The 26091-nt window shown below is 62.6% G+C and carries 23 protein-coding genes; 8 read left to right on the forward strand and 15 right to left on the reverse strand.

The annotated features are described in order from the left end of the window. Positions 1-5: 5 nt before the first annotated feature. A complete protein-coding gene (locus tag LY284_RS30330; protein WP_233389847.1) occupies positions 6-1349 on the reverse strand; it encodes a Rieske 2Fe-2S domain-containing protein in 1344 nt (447 codons plus the stop codon). Positions 1350-1485: 136 nt separating this feature from the next. Here LY284_RS30330 and LY284_RS30335 point away from each other — a divergent pair, with 136 nt between their 5' ends. After that, a complete protein-coding gene (locus LY284_RS30335) occupies positions 1486-2283 on the forward strand; it encodes an IclR family transcriptional regulator (RefSeq protein WP_052485887.1) in 798 nt (265 codons plus the stop codon). A gap of 42 nt (positions 2284-2325) precedes the next feature. Next, positions 2326-3291: a PDR/VanB family oxidoreductase gene (locus LY284_RS30340; RefSeq protein WP_233389850.1), complete on the forward strand. Its 966-nt coding sequence runs from the start codon at positions 2326-2328 to the stop codon at positions 3289-3291. A gap of 883 nt (positions 3292-4174) precedes the next feature. On the opposite strand, the gene LY284_RS30345 is transcribed toward LY284_RS30340, so the two are convergent. Genes LY284_RS30345 through LY284_RS30360 form a run of 4 tightly spaced genes read right to left on the reverse strand, consistent with a single transcriptional unit; the run spans position 4175 to position 8448 of the window. Beyond that, a complete protein-coding gene (locus tag LY284_RS30345) occupies positions 4175-5443 on the reverse strand; it encodes an MFS transporter (RefSeq protein ID WP_233389852.1) in 1269 nt (422 codons plus the stop codon). A 47-nt stretch (positions 5444-5490) separates the two neighbouring features. Further along, the gene (locus LY284_RS30350; protein ID WP_233389854.1) at positions 5491-5991 is read right to left on the reverse strand and encodes a hypothetical protein; all 501 of its coding nucleotides are present in this window, start codon (positions 5989-5991) and stop codon (positions 5491-5493) included. Continuing rightward, positions 5982-7118 (reverse strand): zinc-binding dehydrogenase, encoded by a 1137-nt coding sequence (locus tag LY284_RS30355; protein ID WP_083747051.1) that lies wholly within the window; start codon positions 7116-7118, stop codon positions 5982-5984. The genes LY284_RS30350 and LY284_RS30355 overlap by 10 nt, the downstream gene beginning before the upstream one ends. A gap of 43 nt (positions 7119-7161) precedes the next feature. Next, positions 7162-8448: an aromatic ring-hydroxylating dioxygenase subunit alpha gene (locus LY284_RS30360; RefSeq protein ID WP_233389856.1), complete on the reverse strand. Its 1287-nt coding sequence runs from the start codon at positions 8446-8448 to the stop codon at positions 7162-7164. Positions 8449-8620: 172 nt separating this feature from the next. Between LY284_RS30360 and LY284_RS30365 the strand changes: the two genes are divergently transcribed. Beyond that, positions 8621-8947 (forward strand): non-heme iron oxygenase ferredoxin subunit, encoded by a 327-nt coding sequence (locus LY284_RS30365; protein WP_014252603.1) that lies wholly within the window; start codon positions 8621-8623, stop codon positions 8945-8947. Between the two features lie 23 nt (positions 8948-8970). Here LY284_RS30365 and LY284_RS30370 read toward each other — a convergent pair whose 3' ends face one another. The 6 genes from LY284_RS30370 to LY284_RS30395 form a co-directional block, all read right to left on the reverse strand. Continuing rightward, positions 8971-9897: a GTP-binding protein gene (locus LY284_RS30370; protein WP_233389858.1), complete on the reverse strand. Its 927-nt coding sequence runs from the start codon at positions 9895-9897 to the stop codon at positions 8971-8973. Between the two features lie 9 nt (positions 9898-9906). After that, positions 9907-10617, reverse strand: a complete 711-nt coding sequence (locus LY284_RS30375; protein WP_233389860.1) for a class II aldolase/adducin family protein — start codon at positions 10615-10617, stop codon at positions 9907-9909. Between the two features lie 25 nt (positions 10618-10642). Next, complete coding sequence (locus tag LY284_RS30380) at positions 10643-11476, reverse strand: ABC transporter permease (RefSeq protein ID WP_233389862.1); 834 nt, start codon at positions 11474-11476, stop codon at positions 10643-10645. After that, positions 11473-12300, reverse strand: a complete 828-nt coding sequence (locus tag LY284_RS30385; RefSeq protein ID WP_233389864.1) for an ABC transporter ATP-binding protein — start codon at positions 12298-12300, stop codon at positions 11473-11475. Before LY284_RS30385 ends, LY284_RS30380 begins: the two co-directional genes overlap by 4 nt. Before the next feature lie 9 nt (positions 12301-12309). Continuing rightward, positions 12310-13344 (reverse strand): ABC transporter substrate-binding protein, encoded by a 1035-nt coding sequence (locus tag LY284_RS30390; protein ID WP_014252598.1) that lies wholly within the window; start codon positions 13342-13344, stop codon positions 12310-12312. A gap of 211 nt (positions 13345-13555) precedes the next feature. Then, on the reverse strand, positions 13556-14692 hold the full coding sequence (locus tag LY284_RS30395) for a porin (protein WP_233389866.1): 1137 nt from the start codon (positions 14690-14692) through the stop codon (positions 13556-13558). A 488-nt stretch (positions 14693-15180) separates the two neighbouring features. Here LY284_RS30395 and LY284_RS30400 point away from each other — a divergent pair, with 488 nt between their 5' ends. From LY284_RS30400 to LY284_RS30410, 3 genes are read left to right on the forward strand one after another with little or no spacing between them, the layout of a single operon-like run. After that, a complete protein-coding gene (locus LY284_RS30400; RefSeq protein ID WP_081478327.1) occupies positions 15181-15999 on the forward strand; it encodes an IclR family transcriptional regulator in 819 nt (272 codons plus the stop codon). A gap of 26 nt (positions 16000-16025) precedes the next feature. After that, a complete protein-coding gene (locus tag LY284_RS30405) occupies positions 16026-17066 on the forward strand; it encodes a 2Fe-2S iron-sulfur cluster-binding protein (RefSeq protein WP_233389869.1) in 1041 nt (346 codons plus the stop codon). Positions 17067-17125: 59 nt separating this feature from the next. Next, on the forward strand, positions 17126-18118 hold the full coding sequence (locus tag LY284_RS30410; RefSeq protein WP_233389871.1) for an ABC transporter substrate-binding protein: 993 nt from the start codon (positions 17126-17128) through the stop codon (positions 18116-18118). A 46-nt stretch (positions 18119-18164) separates the two neighbouring features. Here LY284_RS30410 and LY284_RS30415 read toward each other — a convergent pair whose 3' ends face one another. The 4 genes from LY284_RS30415 to LY284_RS30430 all read right to left on the reverse strand — a co-directional run bounded on the left by LY284_RS30415 (position 18165) and on the right by LY284_RS30430 (position 22166). Continuing rightward, a complete protein-coding gene (locus LY284_RS30415) occupies positions 18165-19289 on the reverse strand; it encodes a VIT1/CCC1 transporter family protein (RefSeq protein ID WP_233389873.1) in 1125 nt (374 codons plus the stop codon). Between the two features lie 137 nt (positions 19290-19426). Then, positions 19427-20401, reverse strand: coding sequence for a PDR/VanB family oxidoreductase (locus LY284_RS30420; RefSeq protein WP_233389875.1), 975 nt, complete (start codon positions 20399-20401; stop codon positions 19427-19429). A gap of 41 nt (positions 20402-20442) precedes the next feature. Further along, positions 20443-21615: a Gfo/Idh/MocA family protein gene (locus LY284_RS39120; protein ID WP_233389878.1), complete on the reverse strand. Its 1173-nt coding sequence runs from the start codon at positions 21613-21615 to the stop codon at positions 20443-20445. Continuing rightward, positions 21612-22166, reverse strand: coding sequence for a MarR family winged helix-turn-helix transcriptional regulator (locus LY284_RS30430; protein ID WP_053571533.1), 555 nt, complete (start codon positions 22164-22166; stop codon positions 21612-21614). The genes LY284_RS39120 and LY284_RS30430 overlap by 4 nt, the downstream gene beginning before the upstream one ends. A gap of 297 nt (positions 22167-22463) precedes the next feature. Between LY284_RS30430 and LY284_RS30435 the strand changes: the two genes are divergently transcribed. Further along, positions 22464-23702, forward strand: a complete 1239-nt coding sequence (locus tag LY284_RS30435; protein ID WP_045461213.1) for an aromatic ring-hydroxylating dioxygenase subunit alpha — start codon at positions 22464-22466, stop codon at positions 23700-23702. A 167-nt stretch (positions 23703-23869) separates the two neighbouring features. Next, positions 23870-26080: a tripartite tricarboxylate transporter permease gene (locus LY284_RS30440; RefSeq protein WP_233389881.1), complete on the forward strand. Its 2211-nt coding sequence runs from the start codon at positions 23870-23872 to the stop codon at positions 26078-26080. Positions 26081-26091: the final 11 nt, after the last annotated feature.

Genomic DNA, 26091 nt, shown 5'->3' on the forward strand with positions numbered 1-26091 from the left:
CGTGATCAGGTCGTGCTCGCGCTGGCTTCGCGCGCGGCGATCTCCGCTTCCTCGATGCGGCGATGCAAGTCCTTCACGTCTTCGATGATCGGGCCATAGCGGTCCGCGTCGTCATTGAAGAAGCCGCGATGATAGAGCTTGCGAAAGTTATGCTTGAGCAGCGGCTTGCTGTAATCCGGGGCTTCGCCCGAACCGTAGATGATGTCCGGCGACGCATCGCGCCAGAAGTTGATCGGCTCCAGTCCTTCTTCCACGCGGCGAATCTGCTCGTCGAGCTGCTTGCGCAACAGCACGATGGGAATGTCGGTGCGGCCGAGCAGTTCCTGCGAGCGATCGGTGATCGCGCCTTGCGCATCCCAGACGAGCGCGTCTTGTGCGAGCACATAATCGAGGATCGGCCTGCCGTTCTCGTCATGACGCGGCGGCTCGTACCACGGCACGCTGTCCTGCGCGGGCGCTTCGACGCCCGGCGGCGCGGCATAGACCTGGTAGCAGATGTGATACGTATGCTCGTCGTCGATCGGCACGCGAATCTGATACTCGCTGCGCGGTGCGCCGGTCTTGCCCGTCTGCGTAAAGAACGGGAAGATCACCGTCGAATGCTCGCGCGTGTAGTCTTCGTCCGCGCCGAGATCCTTCGAATAGCGCACGCCCTTTGAAATGCCGTGCTGGCTCGGATTCGCATACAGCTCCTTAATGCCGATGCCCGTCTTCAGCCGCGTATGCAAGGTGTGCTCCGCGCGCGCGGCGGCTTCTTCGTAACGTCCCTGCTTTTCCAGCACGTACTGGAACATGTGACCGTGCGCCCATGCGCTGTGCGTCGGGTCGCCGGTGTTCTCATGACATTGCAGCCAGTTGCAGTCGATCTTCATGATCGCGATCTGGCGAATCGCGTTCGGCCACACGAAGAGGTCCCAGCGCGGCAGCGCGGGCGCGGGCTGCGGGCCGAGATAGGCGAACACGAGACCGCCGAGTTCCTGCACCGGATACGCCTTCAGCTTCTGCCTGATCTCGCCGCGCGGTGTGGCCTCCATTGGCCGCTCCACGCATTTGCCGTCTTCATTGAAGAGCCAGCCGTGATACGGACAGCGCAGACCGCACTCGTCCGGAATACCGAACTTCAGATCGACATTGCGATGCAGGCAACGATCGCCGATCAGGCCGAGCGTGCCGCTTTTGTCCTTATAGAGCACGAGATCTTCGCCGAGCACGCGCACCTTGTGCACGGGGTTTTCGTCGTCGAGCTGCGAATAGGGCGCAATGGGAATCCAGTAGCGCCGCATCAGTTCGCCGCCCGGCGTGCCCGGGCCGACGCGCGTGAGTCTTTCGTTCATCGCTGCACTCAGCATGTTCCGTCTCCGTGTTCAGGTGGATGCAGATTAGGGTTCGCATGGCGTTCTGACAAGCGGCACAAATTCTGTTGGACAGAACCACGGTCGCGGGCTATAAATTGCGTCATGAATCAGCTTTTGAGGAGACGAAGCGATGAACCTCGAACACCCGATGCAGGCAGTGCAGACGGACGCATCATTCGATGACACCCACGAAGCCGACGACAAGCGCCCGCGTGTCGAAGCGGTCGAACGTTCGCTTGCGCTTCTGCAATGCTTCCGGCTTCCCGGCGAAGCGCTTTCACTCGCGGTGCTCGCACAGCGCTCCGGTTTCTACAAGAGCACGATCCTGCGACTGTGCGCATCGCTCGTGCATATGCGTTTTCTGGAGCGCGACGCGAGCGGCCAGTTCACGCTGGGGCCGGAGTTGCGGCGCCTCGGCGCACTGAGCCAGGCCGATGTGAGTCTCGAAGACCTGGTGCGTCCCGCCTTGCAGAAGCTATCGACTTTCACTCGCGAGACCGCATCGTTTTACGTGCGGGATGGCGACGAGCGCATCTGTCTTTATCGCGTGAATTCGCCGCGTTCGGCACGGCATCACCTCGACGAAGGCTCGCGGCATTCGCTCAAGGGCGGCGCGGCGGGCCGCGTGTTGTGGGCTTTCGATCCGCAGTCGCGCGGCGAGGAATCGAGCATGCCGGTGCGCTCGCGCGGCTGGGTCGTATCGAAGGGCGATCGCGATCCCGATCTGGCCGCGGTTGCGGTTCCGCTCTTGAACGAGCGCGGCGAATTGCTCGGTGCGCTGACGGTATCGGGTCTGCTCACCCGCTTCACGACGGATCAAGTGAAGGTGTTCCGCAAGATGCTGCTCGATACGGCTGCCGCGCTCAAGCCACGGCTGCCGATGAAGAGCGTGCTCACGAGCGTGACGCGGCACGCCAGCCAGGATTGAACTCGCGGCGCGACTACGCCGCACGTATGGAGGAGTGGTTTCATGTCTTTGCAGACGAGTGCAGTCGATGGCCCGGTGAACATGCGCGTGACGGCGATCCGTTATGCCGCGGACGATATCAACGTCTACGAAATCCGCCGCCCGGACAACGCGGCCTTGCCGCGCGCGGAGCCGGGCGCGCATATCGACGTGTACATGCCGAGCGGCCTCATGCGTCAGTACTCGCTCGTCACCGCCGATGGCGACGAGCGCGCGTATCTCATCGGCATCAAGCGCGATCGTTCGAGCCGGGGCGGTTCGCGATTCATGCACGAGCAGTTGCGTGTGGGGCAGATGCTCGATATCGGCGGGCCGCGCAATAACTTTCCGCTGTGCGAGACGGCAGCGCATACGGTGCTGATTGCGGGCGGCATTGGCATTACGCCGATCTGGTGCATGGCGCAGCGTTTGATGCGTTTGAATCGTTCGTTCGAGTTGCACTATGCGTGCAGGGAGCGCGGCGACGCTGCGTTTCTCGATACGTTGAGCGCGTTGCCACAAGCGACGCTGCATTTCGATGCCGAGCATGAAGGTCGCGTGCTTGATATTGCGGCGATCGTCGGCCGTGCGCGCGAGGGGTCGCATTTTTATTGCTGCGGGCCGCAGCCGATGCTTGCCGGCTATGAAGTTGCGACGGCATCGGTCGATCCGGAATGCGTGCATGCGGAGTATTTTGCGCCGCGTGCTGCTGCTGCTTGCGAAGGCGGGTTTGTCGTGCAGTTGCATCGCACAGGGCAGCAGTTTGATGTGCCGGCTGGCAAGACGATTCTTCAGGTTTTGCGGGAGGCGGGGGTGTCGGCGCCGTATTCCTGTGAGGAGGGGATTTGCGGTGCCTGTCAGGTTGATGTGATCGAGGGGACGCCGGATCATCGGGATAGTGTGCTCAGTGAGCGCGAGCAGGTCGCGGGGGATACGATGTTGATTTGTTGTTCTGGGGCGAAGAGTCAGAGGCTTGTTATTGATTTTTGAGTTTTTCTTTTGTGGAATCCTGTTTTCTTGTTGGTCTATTCGCACTGCCCCTCCCCGGGGCGGGGGTAACTTTCTTTGCTGCTGCAAAGAAAGTCACCAAAGAAAGCAGCTTTGTCACCGCCCGCGGTCACACGCAGTTTGGCTATTTTCTCCTCGGGGAACGGTCCTCGCCTAAAGAGTGCCCTCATAAACCCAATCGGGCTTGGATCGCACACGATCTGACGAGCCATAACATTAAGCGCGCTGGCTCAGCACAAAATAGCTTCGGCACAGCGCTGCGCGCTGCCGCTGGGTTTGCAAGGGAAACCGCCCGCATACCCGATTAACCCGTCGGCCGCGAAGCGGGCCGGAGCTTGAAATGGCTGTACCAATGCTTTAAGCGGCGCGATGTGACAGACCGTGCGCGATCCAAGCCCGGTTGGGCCTATGGGGGCACTCGTTAGGCGAGGGCCGTTCCCCGAGGAGAAAATTGGCCAACGTGCGTGTGACCGCGGGCGGTGACAAAGCTGCTTTCTTTGGTGACTTTCTTTGCAGCAGCAAAGAAAGTTACCCCCGCCCCGGGGAGGGGCAGTGCTAATAAACCAACACCAAAGTAAGTTCCACGAAATTGAGCCTAAACCGACTTGAAATGGCTGTACCAATGCTTTAAGCGGCGCAATGTGACAGACCGTGCGCGATCCAAGCCCAGTTGGGACTCTGAGGGCACTCTTTAGGCGAGGACCGTTCCCCGAGGAGAAAAATAGCCAAACTGCGTGTGACCGCGGGCGGTGAGAAAGCTGCTTTCTTTGGTGACTTTCTTTGCAGCAGCAAAGAAAGTTACCCCCGCCCCGGGGAGGGGCAGTGCTAATAAACCAACACGAAAGCAAGTTCCACGAAATTGGACCTAAACCGACTTATCGAGCGCAGCAGCAACACCATGCGCAACAGCCTTCCGAGGATCAGCCTGCTCCGGATACCCATATGGCCCGAGCCGAACAATAGAAACCACCGACACGGCCACCAGCCCCGAAAACACCCAAAGCGCCAAATGATAAGACCGCGTGAGGTCATAACAAAGCCCCGACAGGAAAATCATGATCCCCGCCCCCCAGCCCCAACACGCCCACATCCCACCGCAAACGCGCCCGAACAATCGAAGATCGAAGTAACGGCTCACGATGAACGTAATGATGTCCGCTTCCGCGCCAATGCTCACGCCAATCATCGCCGATGCGATCATCGCCGTATCGCCCGTCGCACCCGCGGCGAGAATCAGCACGCCGCATAACGTCAATCCGAACGACATCGCCGCGACATAAGGCGCATGAATGCGATCCATCAGATAACCCGCGAACAGGCGCCCGACAGCCGAGGCAAGGCCCGCCACGGATAACATCGTCCCGGCGGCGCGCACGGTCTCGCCGCGATCGGTCATCATCGGTACGAGTTGGGAAAGCAGCGCAAGCAATACGCCCGACATGCAGAAGATCGCAATGCCCAGCAAACGAAACGTGCGATCGTGGCGAAAGATGGTCCAGAGCGAAGGCAGATCGGCACGTGCTTCGCGCGCACGGCGCGAGATCGCTTCATCGACGCCAGGCGGCATCTTCACGAGAAAGTACAGCGCCGGAATCGACAGCACGACCATCAACGCGGCAACGCCGAGATAACCCGTGCGCCAGCCGAAATGACGCAATAGATAGCCCGCATATTGCGGCATCAGCATCGCGCCGATAGCCGTGCCGCCCACGGTCAGGCCCAGCGCCAGCCCGCGCCGATGATCGAAACGCGCGCAAACGACTTTCGCATACGGCAACGCATTGCTGCCCGGCGCAAAGAAGCCAACCATCACGAACACGAGGCAGAAGAGTGCAAGCGACACCGGAATCACGCCGACGAGCGCAATCGCTCCAGCAAAAAGCAACAGGAACACGAGCGTAGGGCGGCGCACCCCGAAGCGATCGATCAGCGAGCCGAGCACGATCGTGCCGGGGCCCATCGCGAATTCGAAAATGGTGAGGCCGAGCGATACCTGCGCGCGGCTCCAGCCATTCTCCGCCGCAATCGCCTTGATGAAGGTGCCGAACATGAACGCCGATATCACGCCCGCGCCCACGGAAAGGCAGATCGCGCCGCCAACGACGGTCCACCATCGATTGATGTCTTGCTTCAAAGCCTTGTCTCCTGCCTGTCCGCGCGTGGGCGGACGAATGCGAATATTTATGCGCCGAGTGCCGCGAGCAGATCGTCCAGATAGCCCGCGCTCACCGGAAGAATCAGCATCGTGCAATGAGGGCGCAACAGGTCGGCAGTGACGCCGTGCTTGCGCTCATCGACGGAAGGCCCGACTACGCCCGACACGGTTACGCCGCGGCTTCGATACGCCTTCGCCGCGATCGCGCCCGCACGCGCGTCGTCGCCCTCGCGGCCCGCGATCACGACGATATCCGGCGTGCCGAGCCACGCATCGAGCGCCGCCGCGTTCGCATCGACGCGGCGCAGAATGCTCGCGGCGTCCGCGCCTTCCGTCTGCAATAGTGCGCCGAGTTCGCACGCGCTCACGAATTGCACGCCTGCGTGCGCGTGCTCGGCACATCTTCTCACTTCCGTATCGTCATCGGTAAGCGCGATGACCCTGATACGGCGCGGCGCGGAATTCGGATCGCGTACTCTGTACCGCACCTCCGGCGGTGCGCGATGATCGGGCACGGTCACTTCCATGGGTCGATCGTCATGTGAATTGCGCCTTCGACGCCTTCGCCGTGCAGGGTGCGCAGCGCGAGATCGGTATCGCCGAGGCCGAAGGTGTGCGTGCTCATCCGCGTGACGTCGTGACGATTCGCGGCGATGAGTTGCAGCGCGAGCTCGACCGATTGATAGCTGTGGCCGCGCATGCCCTTCACCGTGAGAAAGCGCGCGATGATCATGTCGCTGTTGAACTCGGGAATCGGCACGCGCTTCTGGCCGCCGAGCACGACCGTGCCGCGTTTGCGCGCAAGCTGAATGGCGGACGTGACCGTCGCCGGCCCGCCCGATGCGCAATCGATCACGAGATCGGCCATCGCGCCGCCGGTCAGATCGGCGACGCGTTCGAGCACGTCTTCCTGATCGACTTCAATGGTGTGATCCGCGCCGAGACGCTTCGCGAGTTCGAGGCGATCGCGGTCGGTTTTCGTCGACAGCCCCGTCACGATGATCTTCGCCGCGCCCGCTTCACGCGCCGCGACGACGCACGACAGGCCTTGCTGTCCCGGCCCCTGAATCACGACGGCCTGACCCGGCCCCGCGCCGCCTTGCAGATACGCCCATTCGATGCCGTTGCCAAGCGGAAGCGCAAGCGCCGCATGCGTCGGCGCAACGCTCGACGGCACGCGATGAAACACCGTGTTCAGTTGCAGGGACTGATATTGGCTGAAGCCGCCCCAGAAGCTCGGCGCGGTGCGCAAGCCGGTCGCGCCGTAGCGCAAGCCATTGAGACGCCAGTCGGTTGCATCGCAAAGACGGAATTCGTTGGAGAGGCAGTATTCGCAATGACCGCACGGCACGTACTCTTCCAGCGCGACGTAATCGCCTTCCTTCAGGCCCCACCGCGCGCGTGCGAGTTCGCCCGCTTCCTCGATATGCCCGACCGTCTCGTGCCCGAGAATGAGCGGCCCGCGGCTTTGCGGCAGCTGGCGATAGTAGGGGCCATCGCTGCCGCACACGCCCGTGATCGCGACGCGCAACAGGCCCGTCGATGCCGTGATGGCCGGCCGTTCGAAGGTCTGGATCTCCGTGCGCGACGGTTCGACCGCAACCGCGGCCTTGAACGTGCGCGAAGACTCGCTATGTCGATGTGCTTCGTTCATGCATGAATGGCGCGCGATTCATGACAAACCGTGCGCCTCCTCGTCAGATGGTGGTGTGGGCCTTGCCGGCTTCGGCGTGCAGCGCATCGTGCGCGCCTTCCTTGAACGGCTTCTCGCGATGCAGGACGATCGCGACAGAGCGCACCTTCTGCGATTCCGGATCGCGTCCGGGCGGCGCGATGCCTTTTTCTGCAAGCGCGCGCGCCGCTTTCATCAGGCGATGGCGCACCATGATGATGCCGTTGTCCGTCGATACCAGGTTCTCGCGCGTGCGGTCCTGAATCGGGCCCATGCTTTCCTGCAGCGACGCATCCTGCATCGCAATGCCTTCCACGCCGCTATACGTGATGCCGGCCTTTTGCGCCGCGCGATCCATCAGATAGTTGTTGGTCTTGTTTTGCAGCGGAATATACGTGCCGGGGATGTAGCGCACGTGAATGCCCTTGCCGTCCTTCATCGCCTGTACTTCGGCTTCCGTGAGATCGCGCGTGGGATGGTAGTCGAAGCTCCAGGCCCAGCAGTTTTCATCGTCGATCGGCACCCAGAAGTGGCCGTGCACAGGATGATCGCCGCGCGGCGGGACCATCGTGAAGCAGGGCATGACCCACGGCGTGATGCGCCAGTAGTACTGGTCGTCCTCGGCATTGCGGCGCGCGCCGATGAAAAGACCGCCGTCCGATTCGACCACTTCGAACACGGGGCTCAGGTCGGACAGGTTGTACTGATTGCCGCGCGAGCCCTTGAAAAGCGGATCCGTGTTGAGGCTGCCGCTATGCAGAAACGATACGTGGCTCGAATCGACGCCGCCTTCGAGCGCCTGCAGCCAGTTGCATTCCTGCAGGCGCTTGGTCATGAACGACTGGCCTGCGGGCACCGTCGAGAACTCGAAAGCGGGCAGCGGCGGCTGTTCGTCCTTCGGACCCATGTAGACCCAGATCACGCCGCCCTGTTCGACGAGCGGATACGACTTCAGCTTGATCTTGTTGCAGTAGCCGCTTGCAGCCGGCTCCGACGGCACGTCGACGCACTGACCGTTCACATCGTATTTCCAGCCGTGATACGGGCAGCGGATGCCGCCTTCCTCGTTGCGTCCGAACCAGAGCGAGACGCCGCGATGCGCGCAGAACTCGTCGATGAGGCCGAGCTTGCCCTCCGAATCGCGGAACGCGAGCATGCGCTCCGACAGCAGTTGCAGGCGCACCGGCTCGCCGCCCGGCTCCGCGAGTTCCTCGGACAGCAGCGCGGGCAGCCAGAAGCGGCGGAACAGTTCGCCCATCGGGGCGCCGGGGCCGGTTTGCGTGACCAGATCGTTTTGCTCTTTTCTCAACATAGTGCTTGCCTCAGTGTGCTTCCGTCTCTCGACGTGTTCGTGTGGACCTTGCCTTCGCGTCGTTTAGTGTGTGTCGTTTTTATTAGTTCCGTATAAAGGAACGCTGTTCATCAAACAGGAACAAAGTTATCATTGGACCCATTCCATGTCAAACGAAACAAGGAGCGAACCGATGCATCAAGCTTGTGCTTTTGCCCGCCTCTGCAAAGCCGGCGACGTCGCCGAAGGTCAGGCCATCAAGATCGAAAAGAACGGTCTGACGCTTGCCGTGTTCAACATCGAGGGCGAATACTTCGTCACCAACGACACGTGCACGCACGGTCCGGGATCGTTGTCCGAGGGCTATATCGACGGCGACGTGGTGGAGTGCGATTTCCATAACGGCTCGTTCAACATCAAGACAGGCGAGGTGGTTGCGCCGCCCTGCATGATTCCGCTCAAGACCTACAAGACGCATGTCGAAGAGGGTGAAGTGACCATCGAGATCGATGGAGAATGACGCGGCCATCGAGGCGCGCGCGCTCAGCGTGCCGCGCCTGGCTTTACGATCAGGGTCAGTCCGCTTCTCACATCGCTCATATCGGCGGGCGCAGCCGTGATCTGCGCGCGCGCATCGCCCCGCGCGAACTGCACGATGGCGACGCAGTCCTTCAGCCGCACGATTCCCTTCAGACGCAATAGCGAGTCGCCATAGCGCGCCTTGAGTTCGCTCACGCGTGCATGCAATGCATCGATATCGGACGTTGCTTCGATCGCGATGAAGCGCGTGATGGCATCGTGCGAACGCGGGCGCGAGAAGGGCGGCGAGCGCGGCGCAACGGCGCGTTCCGCACGCGGCGCGGGTTCGGCAAGCAGCGCGAGCGCATCCCGTAGCGCCAGACTGGCATGGGCCGAATGCGCGACGCGCGCGCCGGATAATCGCGCTTCCACCGCAGCGAGTTCCTGCGCGCCGACGAGATCCGTCTTGGTCACGATCACCGCATCCGCGCCGCGTAATTGCGCGCTGGCTTCCGCAAAAAGCGAGAGCGTGTCGAGCGCATTGTTCGCGGCGAGGGCCGTGAACGTGCCCGCGATGCGATAGCGCTCCTTCACCAACGGATTGAGGCTGAGCGAAGCGACGAGCGGCCCCGGATCGGCAAGCCCGGTCGTCTCGATGACGACCCTCTCGAAGCGCGCGATGCTGCGATGCAGCCGCGCCCAGAACAACTGCTCCAGCGCTTCGTTCAACGCGGGCAGGCCGCTGCAGCAGACGCACGCATCGGCGAGGAGCACCGATGCATCGCCCGAGAATCCGAGCGTTGCATGATCGATGCCGACCTCGCCGATTTCATTGACGATGAGCGCGGCGCCGGAGAAGGGCGCTTCCTTCAGCCAGCGCGCGAGCAGCGTGGACTTTCCGCTGCCGAGAAAACCGGTCATCACATAGACCGGTATGCGTTCGCGATGCATGAGAGCCGGTCAGTCGCGCGCGCCGAGCTTGCCCGCGTGATAGTCCCAGACCTTTTGCAGCAGATTCGGCTTCCACAGGTTGCGCCGGATCGTTTCGATCTGGTCGGCATCGAGCACGGCGGGTTCGCCGAGCTGACTCGCGAGATATTGCCGGTGCGCGTTCTCTTCCAGATAGAACGCCAGCACGAACGCTTCCAGGATGCTCGCCGCCGCGATCACGGAGCCATGCGACTTCAGCATGGCGACGCGATGCGGCCCGAGCGCTTCGGCGAGTTCTTCGCCGAGCGCCTTGCGATTGATCGACGCGGTCTTCGGAAAGCGCTGGATTTCGCCGAGCACGGCCGCCTGCATGATGACGGGCAACACCTGCTTGCCCGTCATGGAGAAGAGCGTCGACCATAACGGATGCGCATGAATGACCGAACCGACATCCGGCCGCCTGCGATAGATCTCGGAATGGATATGAAACTCCATCGGCGGCGCGGCATCGCCTTCGATCAGGTTGCCGTCGAAATCGACGATGACGATATCCGCCGCCGTGAGCGCGCTGCGCACCGACGCGCCCGAGTTGATCAGCATGCGTTCCTGGCCGGGCACGCGCCAGCTTGCATGCCCGTTGAAGTCGATGACTTCGGCGCGCTCCAGCATGAGGATGGCATCGGCCAGCATGCGCTTCTGGCCGGTATGGTTTTGCGTTTGACTCGTTACGGTCGAATTCATGACGTGACGTAATGTTGAGGCGCGTTCAACGCGACGACTTCCAGGGAATCAGCTTGCGTTCGAGCTCGGTCAGCACGACGGAGATGAAGTAGCCGAGCGCGGCGATGACGAGCAGGCCCACGTACATCTGCTCGACGGAGAGCAGTTCCCACGCGTTCCAGATCATATAGCCGAGGCCGCTCTTCGAGCCGATCATTTCCGCGATCGCGATCAGCATGAGACCCAGACCGATGCCGAGCTTGATGCCGCTCATGATGTGCGGCACGGCGCCCGGCAGCGCGATGGTGCGAAACACTTGCCAGCGGCTCGCGCGGAAATTGCGCCCCACGTCGAGATAGATCTTGTTGATTTCGAGCACGCCCGTGGCGGTGTTGATGAGCATCGGAAAGAACACGCCGATCGCCACCATCACGATCTTCGATGCTTCGCCGAGGCCGCAGATCAGCAGCAGCAGCGGAAAGATCGCGCTCTTCGGCACCGGATACGTCGCCGCAATCAGCGGATCGAACACGGCGCGCAGCGGACGCGAAAGACCGATCGCAACGCCGAGCAGCAACGCCGGAATGCCGCCCGCGAGGGTGCCCCAGAAGAGACGCTGCAGCGTCGCCCAGGTGTTGTCCCATAGCGAGCCGTCGTTGATGAGCGCGATGAACGTGCCGAACACTTTCGACGGCGCGGGAAAGAAACGCTCGTCGATCACGCCCGTTTCCGCGAGAATCTGCCAGACGATCAGAAGCACGACCGGCGAGGCGATGCTGATCATGCGGTCGCGGTTATTGCCCGAGAACCAGCGCTTGAGCCTGGAAGGAGAGGACTTGTATGGCATCGCCGGTGCGGGTAGTTTTTGTGCTGTTTTCATGCGTGAATCTCGCCAAGGTCGCGTGAACGGGCGCGCTGGACTTCCTCGCGCAGTTGCCCCCAGATCGAATAGACGAACTCGCCGTACTCGGGACGCGAACGCAGTTCGAGCACGGAGCGCGGACGCTCGAAAGGCACATCGACGATCTGCTTGGCCGTGCCCGGCTGCGCCGTCATGATCATGACGCGGTCCCCGAGCGTCACCGCTTCATCGACACTGTGCGTGATGAAGAGCACAGTCTTGCGCGTTTCTTCCCAGATGCGCAGCAGTTCTTCCTGCAGCAGCACCTTGTTCTGCTCGTCGAGCGCGGAGAAGGGCTCGTCCATCAGGAGAATGTCGGGATCGTTCGCGAACGCGCGTGCGATCGATACGCGCTGGCGCATGCCGCCCGACAGTTGATGCGGATACGCCTTCGCAAAGCGCGTGAGACCCGTGCGGCTCAGGTAATGCCCGACCACTTCGCGAATCTGCGCCTTGGGCACGCCGCGCAGACTGAGGCCGTAAGCGGCGTTGTCCCACACGGTCATCCACGGAAAGAGCGAATCGCCCTGAAAGACCATCGAATTGCTCGGACGCTGTTCCGAAGGCGCGCTGATCTCGACGGTGCCGCTCGTCGGCTCGTCGAGATTCGCGAGCATGCGCAAGAGCGTGGACTTGCCGCATCCACTCGGCCCGACGATCATGAAGAAGCAGCCGGTCGGAATATCGAGCGACATGTTGTCGAGCGCGGTCACGGTGCCGCCGCCCGACTGAAACGACTTGGTGAGATTGCGCAGGCGGATCTTGACGGGCGGATCGTCTGCGGCAGGCGAGGGAATCGACATGCCGGCTCCTTACTTGAGAGGTTTGTACGGGCCGAGTTCCTTCACGGCGCTTTCTGCGAACGACGTGTCGAGCACTTGCGCGACCGTCACGTTGCCCTTCACCACGCCTTCGCTCTTGAAGAACGCGAGATCGTTCTCCAGACTCGCGACGTTGAGCTTGCCGTCCGGGCTGGTCCCTTGCGGCACGATCGTGCGATACACGTTCGGGTCTTTGATCGGCGTGTATTCGGTGAGGATCGAGATCACTTCAGGCGCGTTCGGTCCTGCGATCTTGCCGTTCAACAGCGCGTTGTTGTAGTCGCGCACCGCGCGCAGATACGCGCGCATGAAAGCCTTGGCCGCGTCCGGATGGTCCTTGATGAAGCCGGTCGAATACAGCACGACGGCGAGCTGATGATTCGGATAGATTTGATCGTCGCCGATTACGCGCACGGCCGCGCCGCGCTTCACGGCTTCGGTGGCGGAAGGCTCGGTCGTGAGCGCGGCATCGACGGCCTTGTTTTGCAGCGCCATCACATGCTGCGGAAAGGAAAGATAGATGCGCTCGACATCCTTCGTCTTGAGGCCGGCTTTCTTGAGCGCCTCGTTCATCGTCGAGGTGGATGCGCTGCCCGTCGCGCTGCCCGCGACCTTCATGCCCTTCAGGTCCGCGAGCGACTTGTAGCGGCCATTCGCGACCAGATCGGCGCGCACGAGCAGCGGCTGATACCCATAGCCCGGCGGCGTCGAGCCCTTGTCCGCCACGATCTTGATGCCGATGCCGCGCACCACCGCGTTATAGAGCCCTGCGGAGGGCGAGCCGCCCGCGACATCGAGCTGGCCTGCGCCGAGCGGTGCGACCATCTTCGCGCCGGAGTCGAACGGAATGAACTTCGCGTCGAGACCTTCCTGACGGAAATAGCCCTTCTTCTCGGCGATGAAGAACGCCACGTCGCTGCTCGCGTTGGCAATGCCGACACGCACCGTCGTCAGATCGGCCGCGGCCGCCGATCCCGATACGACACACGCGACGAGCGCCGCGCCCACTAGCCTGACTGCTTTCACTGCTGTCTCCTTGATCGAACTTCTTTTGCGCATAACCTGATGAGCCGCGGCGCCCGCGCGCCGTGCCCTGGTTCGTCGATCAGGGGAGCAGCGTGGGGCGCCGAGAGTCTTGCCTGTTGCGTCTTTCTTATTGTTCCTTTATGCGGAACAACGTGTCGTTGTATGGAACAACATTAGCATCCGCGAAATCATGGTGTCAATGTAAAAGCCATCAGAAGCGATGACGCAGCGAGAGCTTGACCGCCACCTGATTCGACGTCGAGGACTGGCCGAGCGAGCCGATCGCGGCGACGGCGCGCTTGCCGGTCGAATCGATGCCCGATGCGTGCTGCCATACGCCGACGAGATTCAGGTCGGTGCGCTTCGAGAAGAAGTAGTCGGGTCCGAAATCGACCTGCTCGTATTTCGCGGTTTGCGCCTTCGTGTAGTCGAAGGAAGCGGCGATTTGCAGCGTCGGAATCACGAACCAGCGCGCGTTGACTTCATAGCTGTTGAAGGTGGCCTTGCCGCTGTTCGGCGTGGTCGGCGTGCGCAGGATGTCGTTGAAGCGCGTGTTCGTATAGACGAAGCCGATCTTGCCGGGACCGAAGTTATACGCAATGCCCGCGCCGAAGATTTCGAGCGAATTCGCCGATGCATAGCCGCTGTACACCGGGCTCTTGCCCGGCGACGTGTAGCCGGGCTGACCGGGGTTCACGGTGCCGTCATACGCGGTCACGGACGGGTTGTTCACGTTGTCGTACGCGATCGCCGCGCTGATCGGGCCGTACGCATACGAAGCCGCAAGCGTATAGATGCGGTTCGAACCAAAGTTGCCCGCGACGCCGCCGGGCGCGAAGATGCCGGACACGCGCAGCCCGTACATATTCGGCGACATGTACTTGAGCGAATTGTTGACGCGGAAGTTCGAGTTCAGGTTGTCGAAGTCGCCGGGGTGCGTGCCGACCCATGCCCAGAGCGACGTCGCCGCGATCTCGCCGATCCATTGCGTCATCGGATCATATTGGCGGCCGAGCGTGAGCGCGCCGTAAGGGCTTTCCAGGCCGACGAAGGCTTGCCGGCCGAACTCGCGTCCGCCTTGCAGCAACTTGCCGTTGGACGTATCGAAGCCGTTTTCGAGCGTGAAAATCGCCTTCATGCCGCCGCCGAGATCTTCGGCGCCGCGCAAGCCCCAGCGGCTGCCGTTCGTCTGTCCCGTCACCGTCTCGATGTTGGAGTGGCCCGATTGATTATTGATGTAGACCAGACCGGCGTCGAGCAGGCCATACAACGTGACCGAACTCTGGGCGTGCGCCACGCCGGCGCCGGCCAGCATGGGAAGTGCGAGAAACAACGCTGTCTTTTTCATGGGGTCTCCGTCCCTTGATTCATAACGATGCCGGTTTCAACCAAACCGGGATGCTTTGCTGCGGAATCTTCTGGTCGTGTTGTAGTGACGCGAATTGATACGGATACCTAACCGTATGGGCGTCTTTCGCGCTTTCTCGCGCGTCTTTTTATAACGAATGTTCGGTTTCTTCCGCGCCGGTACTGAGTGAGCCGCGCTGCCGCAGCGTTGGCGATTAAAACCGGGAGTGCAATTTCGTTCCGCTATACAGAACGATGGTCTGTTAAAATGGGACGAAACGAGTTTCCCTTTGTTTAGGTTCCTAAGTCAAGCGGAACGAAAGCCAGTCAGGGTTATTCCGCATGCTTGTCGAGCGCAAGCGTCCGAATTTCGAACGATTCGTTGTTTTCGCGCTGCGCTGCAATCGAAGGGGAAGTCGAAGAGCTAATTTAGAGTGTTCCTTTATACGGAACGCTATTCCATTTGTGTATTTCGTGGAGTATATTTCGATGAAATCTGAAGTCATGCAGAACGAAGCAGGCAAGGCGCAGGAGAAGGAAGAAGGACCGCAGCGCCTCTCGTCGGTGACGGCGGCGCTCCAGTTGCTCAAGGTGTTTTCGGAGCACGAGCCGGAAATCGGTATCAGCGTGCTCGCGAAGCGCATGGGCATCGCGAAGAGCACCGCACATCGGCTTGCGAGTGCGCTGCTTGCCGAAGGCATGCTGGAGCAGAACGCGGACAACGGGCGTTATCGCCTCGGCATTCAGTTGTTCACGCTGGGCGCGCTCGTGCGGCGGCGCTTCGACGTGGCGAAGCAGGCTGTGCCGTTTCTGCACGTGCTGCGCGAGCACACCGACGAGACGGTGCATCTCGCGGTGCTGGACGACACGAGCATCGTGTACCTGTTCAATCTCGAGAGCGATCAGGCCATCCGCATGCGGTCGTATATCGGCGTGCGCAAGCCCGCGTTCTGCACCGCCGAAGGTCATGTGCTGCTCGCGTCGCGCACGCCCGATGTGATTTCCCGCGTGCTGAAGGAAGGGCTCGCCGCGCGCACGCCGAAGACCAACACCGACACGCAGGTCTTCCTGAAGACGCTGGAAGCGGCGCGGCGCGACGGCTATTCGATCGACGACGAAGAGTCGGAGGTCGGCATGCGCGGCATCGCCGCGCCCGTGCGCGACATCACCGGCAACGTGGTGGCGGCCGTGGGTGTCGGCGGGCCGTCGCAACGGCTCACGAAGAAGGCGCTGCGCGCAGCGGTGCCGCATTTGCTTACCGCGGCCGAAGGCATTTCCGCAACCCTCGGATACCACCGGCCGCTATGAAATAACTCATCAAACAAGGTGGATTCATGCATTCGGACGGCCACGCACATCGCATCACGCTCGCAGCATCTGATCAAACGTACGAATGCGCGAGCGGCGATGTGATGCTGCGTTCGGCGTTGCGCGCGGGCATCGCGTTTCCTTACGAATGCAACGTGGGCGCATGTGGCAACTGCAAGTTCGAGCTGATAGAAGGCGAGGTCGATGTGGCGTGGCCGGACGCGCCGGGCTGGACCGCGAAGGATCGCGAGCGCCGCCGTTATCTCGGCTGTCAAAGCGCGCCGCGCGGCGATTGCACGATCAAGCTGCGTCCTTCCGCGCAATACGCGCCGAGGCACGCGCCGCGCCGCGTGAGCGCCACGCTCAGCGAGCGCCGCGCGATCACGCATGACATCGAGGAATTCCGCTTCACGCTGTCGGGCGACATGCCTTTCGAGCCGGGCCAGTATGCGCTTCTGACGCTGCCTGCCGTCGAAGGCCCGCGCGCGTACTCCATGAGCAATATCGCCGATCACACGGCCGGTCCGCGCGAACTGCACTTTCAGATTCGCCGCGTGCCGAACGGGCAGGGCACGGGCGTGCTCTTCGATTCCATCGAGATCGGCACGCGCATCGATATCGACGGGCCTTATGGCATGGCCTATCTGCGCCGCGACGTGAAGCGCGACATTCTCTGCATCGCCGGCGGCTCGGGCCTCGCGCCGATGATCTCGATCGCGCGCGGCGTCGCGGCCGAGCCCGCGCTCGACGACGTCAAGTTGCACTTCCTCTATGGCGGCCGCACGCCGCGCGACGTCTGCGGCCGCGACATGCTCGAAGCATTGCCGGGATGGGCGGAGCGTCTGCATTTCCAGGCTGCCGTGTCCGATGTCGCGCCCGACAGCGAAACCGCATGGGACGGCCACGTCGGCTTCGTGCACACGGTGGCGGAATCGCTCTTCGGCGAGAACCTGCGCGACATGGAGATCTATTTCGCCGGCCCGCCCGCAATGGGCGCGGCGATCCAGCGAGCGCTCGTCGCGTTGAAAGTGCCGTTCGAGCAGGTGCATTTCGACCAGTTCTATTGAACTCCGCATCGCATTGAAGTGCGCCGCATGAATTCCTACCACGCTGCCAGGAGCAGACCTTGTCCAAACTGAGACTCACCTTCGGATGCTGGAATTACGACCGCACGCGCGCATTGATGGACGGCAGCGTGCAGCCGGACGGCATCGATCTCAACTATCTGAACATGCCGGTGGAAGAGACCTTCTTTCGCATGCTGCGGCATCACGAGTTCGATGCATCGGAGATGTCGCTGTCGTCGTACACGATGTCGTGCTTTCGCGAGCCGCGCCCGTTCATCGCGATTCCGGTGTTTCCGTCGCGCTTCTTCCGTCACTCGTGCATCTACGTGAATGCGGATTCGGGCATCGAAAAGCCGCAGGATCTTATCGGCAAGCGCATCGGCAACCCGGAGTATCAGATGACCGCGCCTGTGTGGATTCGCGGCATTCTGTCGGACCATTACGGCGTGCCCGTCGATAGCGTCACGTATTACACCGGCGGCGAAGAGGAACCGAATCGCCCCGAGAAACTGAAGCTCGATCTGCCGTCGAACATTCGCGTCGAGCAGATCGGTCCGGACAAGACGCTCTCGCAGATGCTGCTCGACGGTGAAATCGATGCGCTCTATACCGCGCGCATGCCGTCGTCGTATGTGAATGGCAAGGGTCGCGTGAAGCGTCTTTTCGAAAACTATATCGACGTGGAGCGTCAGTATTTCCGCGACACGAAGATGTTCCCGATCATGCATACGGTCGTGCTCAGGCGTGAGGTCTATGAAGCGAATCGCTGGGCCGCGCAATCGCTTTATAAGGCGTTGATCGAATCGCAGCGGCGCACGTATGCGGATCTCAACGAAACAGCCGCGCTCAAGTCGATGCTGCCGTGGCTGAACGCGCATGTCGAAGCGACGCGCAAGGAAATGGGCGACGATTTCTGGCCGTACGGGCTCGACCAGAACCGCGAAAATCTGCGCACGTTTCTGCGTTATTCGTTCGAGCAGGGTTTGTCGAAACACCTGCTTGAGCCCGAAGAAATCTTCGCGCCGGAGACGTTCGAGTCGTTCAAGATCTGAGTACTTGAATACGGTGCGCCGCGCGTGCGATTGCGCGGCGTATCGTTCATGAAAGCGATACGCCCAGCAACTTGCCGAGGCCGAATGTGCAGCCCGCGGCGATCATCCCGATCAGCACTTGTCGCACGGCGGAAAAGAGCGCGCCGCGACCGTTGAAGAGCGACGTGAACACGCCGATGCCCGCGAGCCCGAGGCCGCTCAGCACGATGCACTGTGCGATGCCTTGCGCGCCGCTCGCCCATAGAAACGCAATCGCCGGAAACATCGCGCCGATTGCGAACAGCGTGAACGACGCGAGCGCGGCTGTCCACGGATTGCCGCCCAGCTCGCGCGGATCGAGGCCGAGCTCTTCGCGCGTGAGCGTATCGAGCGCCTTGTCCTTGTCGCGCATGATCTGCGCGGCAACGCGTCTCGCTTCGGCCGCGTCGATGCCTTTGGCCTGATAGATGAGCGCGAGTTCGTGACGCTCCGCATCGGGCATGTGATCGAGTTCGTCGCGCTCTTTGGCGATCTGCGTGCGCGCAAGTTCTCGTGCGTTCGTGACGGATAGCCATTCTCCAAGCGCCATCGACGCCGCGCCCGCGATCAGTCCGGCGAACGCCGTGAGCAGAACCGTCTTGCTGTCGGTGCCCGCGCCCGCGACGCCCATGATGAGACAGAAGTTCGATACGAGACCGTCGTTCGCACCGAGCACGGCGGCGCGCAAGTCGTTGCCCGACGCCACACCGCGATGCCACGACTCCGCCGCCGCAATCGCGCCGCCTTTGCTCAAGCCCTTGTTGCGGTTCGCCACTTCCTGCACGATGTCCGCGTGATGCCGCTCTTCCGCCGACATCTGCGCCGCATCGGGTTGCCCTGCGTATTTGTCGCGGTCCGCCATTTCGCTCGCGGCGACGGAGCGCAGCACGAAGTCGGGGCCGAACGCACGCGCGAGCGCGCGAAGCATGCGCGTTTTTGCACCGACTCGATGCGCTCGCACCGGCACGCCGTTTGCCTTGAGCTTCGCGGCCCATATATCGGCATGGCGGCGTTCGGCCGCTGCCAGGTCCGCGTAGACACGGCGCTTGTCCTCCTGCTTCTCGGCTTGGGCAAGCGTATCGTAGAGCGCCGCGCTATCGAGTTCGTCGGCGAGATTGGAAGTAAAGCGCCTGAGTTCCGTCTGGGACGCCATGACGTCACCTTTTATCGTTCGTCTAATACTTTCAAGAGTAAAGACGAAGCGCATGTCACGGCGCTAATACCCCCACAATTTACGATGAGTGAGAATGGAATCGCGTCTCATCGTCGTCATCGTTCAGACAGACGCGTTCAGAGGTCGAGCACGAGTTCGTCGGAGCAGGCGCGCGATACGCAGATCATGATCTCCGAGGCGTGCTCGTCGTCGTCGAGCACGAAATCGCGATGATCCGCTTCGCCCGCGAGCAGACGCGTTCTGCACGAGCCGCAGGTGCCCGCTTCGCATGAACTCGGCGTATCGATGCCGTTCGCGCGCAAGGCGTCGAGAATGGTTTCGCCGGGCGCGACGTTCACGCATCCGCCCGTGCGCGCAAGCCGCACCGTGAACGGCTTTTCGCCCGCGGCGTTTTCATGGGCGCTCGTGCCGAAGTCTTCGAAATGCACGGCGGAGGAGGGCCAGTGCGAAGCGGCGTCGCGCACCGCCTGCATCAGAGGACGCGGGCCGCAGCAATAGAGTTGTGTATTTCCGGAACGAACGGCCAGGAGCGGCGCGATGGCGAGCGATTGCGCGCGATCGCCGAAATCGTGATGCACGCGCACGCGCGCAGCCAGATCGCCGCCTTTGAGTTCTTCGAGAAATGCCGTCGATTCGGGCGAGCGCGTGCAATAGATCACATCGAAATGGGCATGGCGCGCGGCGAGTTCAGCCATCATCGCGCGCATTGGCGTGATGCCGATTCCGCCCGCAATCAGCAAATAGCGCGCGGCATCGTGTTCGAGCGCGAAGTAGTTCATTGGCGCTGACACGTCGAGCCGCGCACCGGCGTGAACGTCGCGCGCCATGCTGACCGAGCCGCCGCCGCCCGCGGTATCGCGCTTCACGGCGATCACATAGCGGTCGCGTTCAGCGGGATCGTTGCACAGCGAATAACGCCGCGCGATGCCAGCGGGCGTGTGCACGAGCACATGCGCGCCGGCGGTGAAGGGCGGCAGCGTGCCGCCGCCGGCGTCGCGCAATTCGAACAGGGAGATATCTTCGGCGATCTCGCGCTTGTCCGTGACGGTGAGCGCGAGTGTCGCATCGGCGGTACTCAATTTGTCAGGCATGCTAAGTGTATTCATCACAGTTCGATCAGGTAATCAGGCGGTCACGCGAGTGCGACCTGATGCTTCAGATAAACCTCTTCGCCACGTTCGGACGATGCGATCGCCGCCGCGCACACTTCGAGATTCGCAAGCCCCCAGCGGCCATCGTGAATCGCGCGCTTATGTCCGCTGATGGCGTCGTGGAATTCGCGCATGACGAGTTCGCGCGGCGAAACGTCGTTCGGCAGTTCGATCTCGCGTTTTCCGTCGCTCGTATAAACGAATAGCCCCTTCGGCGACTGGCGCATCTCGCCGCGCTCGCAACTCACGAGCGTCAGGCCGAAGAAGGGTTGATGCGGCGCGCTCGCGGGAATCGCATGGCGCGCGCGTTCGGCTTTCGCGCGCAATTCGTCTTCGAGGCTCGCGGGTTTCGTCGCTTTCGCACTCGCGCGGGATTGCGCCGGAAAGCCCCATTCGCCGATGTCGAAGCACAACTCCGCGCTCGCGAACCGGCCATAGCCGTTATAGACGGCGGTGGCGGCCGCGCCGTCGTCGAACTCGATGAACACCGTGTGCGCGCCGATCGCGCGTCGCTCCGGGTCCCAGTCGAAGGTCTTCGCGCGCACGCTGCGCGCCGCGCCGCCCGCGAGCAGGCGAATGATGTCGAACTGATGCGAGCCCTGGCGCAAGGTGACGCCGCCGCCTTGCGAGGCATCCAGTTCGTCCGGGCGGCGAGGGCGGTAGATCCAGTCGGTGAAGCACCACGTATGCACCATGCGCACGCGGCCCAGTTCGCCCGAGTCGATGAGCGCGCGCATCGCATGAATCGGCTGGTCATAGCTGTGCGAATGACCGGCGAGCAGCACGACGCCCGCGGCATCAGCGGCGCGGACCATCGCGCGGGCATCGTCGAGATTCGCGGCCATCGGCTTCTCGACGAGCACGTGCTTGCGCGCGCCCGCTGCAAGCTCCACATGCGCGCGATGCAGCGTGGTCGGCGAAGCGACATAGATCGCATCGAGCGCGCCGTGTTCGATCAGCGCGTCAATGCTCTCATACGCCGTCACGCCGAACTCGCGCGCGCCCGTCTCGCGCACCGTCGCGGACGGATCGGCGAACCCGGCGAAGACGAAGCCCGGATGCCCGATGATGGCGGGAACGAACGCGCGCCCCGCCGTGCCGAAGCCGACGATGCCGATGCGCACGGTCTTCCCTGCGGCGTTCGAGTTCGTCACAGTGAATCCTCGCTGAGTTCGCCATTGGCCGGATCGCGGCCGTTCTTCGGCGCGGCGACGTCGTCGGCGGCCAGGTTCTCGATCATCGCGAGGAGCGTGCGCCGCGTCGCCGCGATGTCTTCCTGCGTGATGCCCGCGAGCGCGATGCGGTTCACATCGATCGCATAAGGCACGAGCATGGTGCGCAGCGCGACGCCCTTCGGCGTGAGAAAGACGCGCACCTGCTTGCGGTTGTCGGGCAGCTTCTGGCGCGTGAGATAGCCGAGACTCTCCATCGTCTTCAATGCGGAAAACGTGGTCGGCTCGGCCACGCCCGCCTGCTCGCTCAACTGCCGCTGCGTGAGGCCGTCGGTCTGCCAGAGGATGCGCAGAAACGTCCAGTGGCCATAGAGCACCGAATGCTCTTTGAGACGAGCCTGTAAGGAACGCGAAAAGCCGCGCGCCGCATCCTTGACGAGATGCGCCATGCGCTCTTCGGGCAGCGCCTCGCGCCAGTGTTTGAGCGTGCCCGGTTGCGGGTCGCGTGGAATCTTCTGCTCGCTCTTGTTCATCCTCTCACCTGTCTCCGGCATGCGTGGATGCCTTTTCGTAAACTTAGATAACTAAGTTAAATTTGTCAACGACCCGTATGTTAGGGTGAATCCGGATCCCGCCGTGCGACGGTCAATCGTGCCGAACATCGCCTATATATAGAGCCGTATTGCGCGCGACGGCTTTTTCAGGCGTGCGCGATCCCACTTAGTACTTTCCATGATTTTTAAGTTAGGTACCTAAGCATAGTATGGATTTCAAGGCCGGCGGCGTCGCGTGCCTCCGGCGGCTTTCTCCAAACATACGGGAATCGATTCATGCTCACGGCAGAACAAAACGAAACATTGACGCGCATCGGACCAGGCACGCCGATGGGCAAGCTGTTGCGTCGTTACTGGCAACCCTTCGCGGCGGCATCGGAACTCGACGACAAGTGGACCCAGCGCGTGCGTCTGCTCGGCGAGGATCTCGTGCTCTTTCGGGACCGGCAGGGAAGGCGCGGCCTGATCGCGGAGCAGTGTCCGCACCGGCGCGCGTCGTTCGCGCACGGCATTCCCACGGAGCAGGGCATCCGTTGCCCGTATCACGGCTGGGAGTTTAGCGCAGAGGGTAAGTGCCTCGATCAGCCCAACGAGCCGGACAACTGCGCTTTCCGCGACAAGGTCGCGACCGATGCGTATCCGGTAGAAGAGCTCGGCGGCGTGCTGTTTGCGTATATGGGACCGGAGCCGCGTCCGCTCTTGCCGCGCTTCGACGGCTTCGTCGCGCCGGGCGCGATCCGCATGATGGGCCGCGCGCTTTTGCCGGTGAACTGGCTGCAGATCATGGAGAACTCGGTCGATCCGATTCATACCGAGTGGCTGCATGGTCATCACTATGAGTTCCAGAAAGAGCAGGAAGGCGTGAAGGTGGCGATCAGCGCGAAGCACGAGAAGATCGCCTTCAACGAATTCGAATTCGGCGTGACGAAACATCGTCTGCTCGCGGGGCATTCGGAAGACTCGGACGACTGGCGCATCGGCCATCCGATCGTGTTCCCGAACATGCTCGCCGTGGGCAATGGCGACGAGGCTTCGCGCTACTACTCGTTCCAGATTCGCGTGCCGGTCGATGACGAGCATACGCTGCACCTCTGGTACAACGCCTATCTTCCGCCGAAGGGCATCGACGTGCCGGCGCGTCTCACCGAGCGCCTGCATACCTACGACGTGCCATTCAGGGACGAAGACGGCGAGTTCATCGTCGATAACGTGGACGGGCAGGACATGATGGCGTGGATCACCCAGGGCGCGATTGCGGACCGCACGCGCGAGAACCTCGGCGCGTCCGATCAGGGCCTCGCAATCTATCGCCGCATGCTGCGCCGCGAGCTGAAGAAGGTCGAAGCGGGCGAAGACCCGATGGGTCTCGTGCGCGATCCCGTTCGCAACGCATGCATCGACTTGCCGAACGAACGCAAGAAGCACCACAACAGCGACGGCTTCTCGAGCTTCATGCTGCGCACGCACGCGAAGTATTCGCCGATCGCGCAGGATCTGGTGCGCATCTTCGAATAGCGGCGCGCGTCGCGCTGCGGCGAGCAGAAAGACTGGCGGTTCGACTATAAACGCCCGGCCACGCAGCCGGGCGATCACCGGAGACTCGAGATGCGACCCACAAGCACCCGATCGCGTTGTCACGGCCGCTGTCGTGCCGCGCTGCAAGCTCAAGCGGAGGCGCGCTGATGCTCGACGCCGCCCTCCATGCGCTCACCCTGATCCTCGATCCGCTGCGTCTCGGGATCATGCTGGGCGGCGTGCTGCTCGGACTCGCGCTCGGCGTCGTGCCGGGCCTGGGCGGGATCGTCGGGCTCGCGCTGCTCATCCCGTTCACCTATCACCTCGACGGCTACACGGCGTTCGCGCTGTTGCTCGGCATGGCCGCCGTCACGACGGTGTCCGACTTCATTCCCGCCGTGCTGTTCGGCGTGCCCGGCACCGTGGGCGCCGCGGCCACGGTGCTCGACGGGCATCCGCTCGCGAAGCAGGGTCATGCGCGGCGCGCGTTCGGCGCGGGCTATGCGTCGTCGCTCGCGGGCGGCATCTTCGGCGCGCTGCTGCTTGCGCTCGCGATTCCGGTATTGCGCCTGATCGTGCTTTACATCGGCTCGGCGGAATTGCTGGCGATGTGCATCTTCGGGCTGTCGATGGTCGCGACGCTCTCGGGCAAGGCGCCCATGAAAGGTCTCGCGGTGGCCTCGTTCGGCCTGATGCTTTCGCTGATCGGTTCCGATCCGCAAACGGGCACGCTGCGCTGGACCTTCGGCACCTTGTATCTCTGGGACCATCTGCCGATCGTGCCGGTCACGCTCGGCATCTTCGCGCTGCCGGAACTCGCGGACATGGCGATCGAGCGCACCGGCATCGCGCGTGCGCAACCGCAGCCCGGCGTGCGCGCGAGCACGCAATGGGACGGCGTGATGGACGCGGCGCGTCACTGGTGGCTCATCCTGCGATGCAGCGGTCTGGGCGCGTTGCTCGGCGCGGTGCCGGGCATCGGTTCGGCGGTCATCGACTGGATGGCCTACGGTCATGCCATTCGCACCGAGAAGAACGCGGAGAACTTCGGCAAGGGCGATATTCGCGGCGTCATCGCATCGGAAAGCTCGAACAACGCGAAGGAGGGCGGCCATCTGATTCCGACCGTCGCGTTCGGCATGCCGGCGGGCGCGTCGATGGCGCTGCTGCTCTCGGCCTTCATCATGCACGGCTTCACGCCGGGGCCCGAAATGCTGACCAAGCATCTCGACGTGACGTACACGATCATCTGGACGCTGACCATCTCGCACATCATGGGCGCGGTGATCTGTCTTTCGAGCAGCAGCCTGTTTTCGCGGCTCGCGACGGTGCGTGTCGGCATCCTGATTCCGCTCGTCGTCGCGATCGTCTATCTCGGCTCGTTCAATGCGAGTCAGAGCTGGGGCGATCTGTGCTCGCTCGTGCTGTTCGGCGCGGTCGGCTGGATCATGAAGCGGCTGAACTGGCCGCGTCCGCCGCTCATTCTCGGGCTCGTGCTCGGCAGCATCTTCGAGCGTTATTACTTCATCTCTCACGAGATCTATGGCATCGGCCTGTTCACGCGGCCCGTCGTGATCGTGATTCTGCTTGCCGCGCTGTGGGTCGTGCTCGGCCCCACGATCAAGGGTCTGCGCAAGTCCTGGCGCACGCGTTCGGGCGCGCCGTCGCGCGCAGCGCTCGCGCCTTCGTTCAAGCTGCGGCTGCGCGGCTTCGACTGGCAGATCGTCTTCACGCTGATCCTCACGGCCCTCGTGATCGTCGCGATGACGGTCGCGCGCGACTGGGCCTTCGCTGCGAGCCTCATGCCGATGACCTGCGCCGCAGCCGCGCTCGTGTTCTGCTGCATCGTGCTGATCGAGCAGTTGTTCATGCGTGAAGCGGTCAGCGCCGAAGCGAAAGCATCGCCTTCGTTCGACACCTCCGCGCCGATGGGCGAGCTTGCGCTGGCCGGCGCGGGCGCACCATTCGACGCACCGCAAAGCCAGGGCGATACCGCGGCCAACGCGATGGCGAAGACGCATGCGGGCCCGACGGCAAGCGCAGCGTTCGGCGCACACGGCGATCCTTCGCTGCACGACGGCCTCGCATCGTCGCTCGATACACGGACCATCTATCTGCGCGGCGTGCGCTTCTTCGGATGGATCGCGGGCGCGCTCGGCACGGCCGCCGTCATCGGATTGCTGCCCGGCTTGCTGATCTTCATGCTGCTCGTCGCGCGCTTCGAGTTCGGCGAACGCTGGCGCACATCGGCCGTGTTATCGATCGCGATGACGATCGCTTTATGGCTCGTTTTCGGCCGCATCTTTTCGACGCCGTGGCCGCAAGCGCTGATCGGCGACTGGTGGCCGGCGCTGCGCCAACTCGGCGGTCTGGTCTGATGACGCATGCA

It is taken from the genome of Caballeronia sp. PC1 (assembly GCF_021353155.1).
Taxonomy (GTDB): Bacteria; Pseudomonadota; Gammaproteobacteria; order Burkholderiales; family Burkholderiaceae; genus Caballeronia; species Caballeronia cordobensis.